Genomic DNA, 2,249 nt, shown 5'->3' with positions numbered 1-2,249 from the left:
CGCCTCGACGTGCGAGAGCGACGCCGGCTTGCGTGCCAGGTGCAACGCCGGCGCCGACACGACCTCGGCGTACGCGCTCGCCGCCCGCGGGAACAGCGACATCCCGAACACCTCGTCACCGGGCCTGAACCGCCACGTCCCCGGCGCCTGTTCGACCACGCCGCTGATGTCCCAGCCGAGGATGAACGGCGGCCGGCCGATCAGCGGGAACTCGCCGGCGCGCAGGCGCGCCTCCAGCGGGTTCAGCCCGATCGCCTTGACGCGGACGAGAACCTCCGTCGGAAGGGGCCGGGGCTCGGGCGCGTCCACGATGGTGAGCACCTCGGGACCGCCGAGCGTCTGCTGGGTGATGACTCGCATGACTCTCCTGGCTTTGAAAAGGGGGAGAGAACCCAGGCTAGGTTTCCGACAGGAACCACCAGGTACCTCTGGCGCAGGTACCTTTGGCGGCATGAGCGGTTTCGGTCCCGGTGATCCCTTTCTCGCCGACTGTCCGGCGCGTCTGGCGGTCGAGCTGATCGCCGACAAGTGGACGGCGGTCGTGCTCTACGGCCTCAGCAAGGGCCCGGTGCGCCATGGCGAGCTGATCGAGCTGATCGGCGGCATCTCCCGCAAGATGCTCACCCAGACGCTCCGACGGCTCCAGGCGCACGGACTCATCCGCCGCCACGCCTACGCCGAGGTACCGCCCCGCGTCGAGTACGAGCTCACCCCGCTCGGGGCGACGCTGATCGATCCGATCCACATGCTGACCGAGTGGGCGAGGGCGAACGGCGACGCAGTGCTCAATGCGTTCGACGCCGATCCCTAGCCGGTCGCTCCTAGCGACTGAGGCCCCCGCCAGGGCAGTGAGCACCTTCTCGGCCTCTACACGGTATCGGCCCGGCCGCGCCGGTCTGCGGGCTCTCGATGCGTTGGACGACCTGCCCCATCCAGGTGGTGGTCCTGGCCACGACCAGGAGCGTCTCACCAGTCTCACCTCAGGTGCAGTGCACGAGGTCAAGTGCGGGGTCCACGGCGGACGCGACATCTCTGTCGGCGGGGGCCGGTCGTGGGCGCAGCCGAACCCGGCATCCCGCCGGAGCCGGACCTGCCCGATGATCTACACCATGGTCATCGGCCTCCGACCGGCACGAGTACCCAACTCGCCATTCACGCCAGACCCGTGACCTGCGCCTTCACGATGCACGCCGCTCAATGGTCGTAGCAGCCGGTCGGCAACATCCGGGCGGGCGGCGGCGGGGCGGGGTGGAAGGCAGGCCGAGCGTCATCGTCACGCAGGGCACGGCCGACTTCGTAGGGCAGCTCCGCCAGATCGGTGCCGACCGGCACCACCAGGCCCCGCTCGGCCAGCCAGTCGGTGCCCGGGTCGCCGGATCCCCCGGTCCGGAAGAGGAACTTGGAGTGAGGGCCTGCGTAGCGGCCGTACTGGGTGGTGAAGCAGGGGGTGCGCAGCAGCGCGGGGCCTGCCACCAGCCTGTCCAGCAGATCACGTGCCTCGGCCGGGGCCGTCGCCGCCGGCTCCCGCACTCGCTGCGCGTCACCGAGCAGAGTGGTGATCTGCCGCTGCGCGGCGTCGCGGGTGCGGGCCTTGGGCGGAAGGGCAGAGTTGACAGATCATTTGGGCACTGATGCCGGTTTCTGCCGTAAGTCCGAGAGGCACCGGCAGCATCATCGATCCGGAGTTCAGCGCAGCGCCAGATAACACCTGAGCAACGAGGCACTGGTTGATTCGTCCAGGAGGACCTGTGATGCGAGGCCGTCTCAGCAGCACGGTCGGAGGTGGCGATGGTGAGCGCGTCGGTGCTGGGAGAGGTGGAGTGCCGGCGCTGCGGGACGGCACTTGCGGAGGGGGACGTCGGCAGACCGGCCCGGTACTGCTCGGCGGCGTACCGGCCAGCGCCCTTACCGACGCGGCGGGCGGCTGATCCGGCGGCGGGGCGGTAGACCGGCTCGTTGCGCCCGCGCCCGGCACACATATTCGCGACTGGAATCATCCGCGCATCATCGAACGCGCATCATTGAACGCATCGACTCCGAGGATACAAAATGCACGACACCGCATTCCCTCCGCCTGCTGGCCCCGACGACTCCGCAGGGGAGGCTCCGGAGCAGGGGATTTCAACAGCTTCCGAAGCCCAGGACGCACCAGCCCCGGTTGTGGTGCCGTTGTCGTTTGCTCAGCGTCGTTTGTGGTTTCTGTATCAGGTTGAGGGTCGGACGGGGACGTACAACATTCCGTTTGGTCT

4 protein-coding genes are annotated in these 2,249 nt (G+C 68.7%); 2 read left to right on the top strand and 2 right to left on the bottom strand.

Annotation, left to right across the window (positions count from 1 at the left end):
- Positions 1-360, bottom strand: a 360-nt coding sequence (locus ABZ656_RS57570) for an alcohol dehydrogenase catalytic domain-containing protein (RefSeq protein ID WP_360280690.1), incomplete at its 3' end; no start/stop codon positions are given.
- Positions 361-451: 91 nt separating this feature from the next.
- On the opposite strand from ABZ656_RS57570, the gene ABZ656_RS57565 reads away from it, so the two are divergent.
- Positions 452-811 (top strand): helix-turn-helix domain-containing protein, encoded by a 360-nt coding sequence (locus ABZ656_RS57565; protein ID WP_101408634.1) that lies wholly within the window; start codon positions 452-454, stop codon positions 809-811.
- Between the two features lie 383 nt (positions 812-1,194).
- Here the strand turns inward: ABZ656_RS57565 and ABZ656_RS57560 are convergent, their stop codons facing one another.
- A complete protein-coding gene (locus ABZ656_RS57560) occupies positions 1,195-1,530 on the bottom strand; it encodes a hypothetical protein (protein ID WP_101408635.1) in 336 nt (111 codons plus the stop codon).
- Positions 1,531-2,049: 519 nt separating this feature from the next.
- Between ABZ656_RS57560 and ABZ656_RS57555 the strand changes: the two genes are divergently transcribed.
- Positions 2,050-2,249: hypothetical protein (locus tag ABZ656_RS57555; RefSeq protein ID WP_360280687.1), on the top strand; the 200-nt coding region annotated here is incomplete at its 3' end.

Source organism: Streptomyces sp. NPDC007095 (assembly GCF_040634475.1).
Lineage (GTDB): Bacteria > Actinomycetota > Actinomycetes > Streptomycetales > Streptomycetaceae > Streptomyces.
The sequence above is the reverse complement of the archived record's forward strand: the minus strand, read 5'-3'. Positions and strand labels throughout refer to the sequence as shown.

Bases quoted from the DNA above. Each gene is read 5' to 3' on its own strand.
- ABZ656_RS57565 (WP_101408634.1), top strand. From the start codon at position 452: ATGAGCGGTTTCGGTCCCGGTGATCCCTTTCTCGCCGACTGTCCGGCG.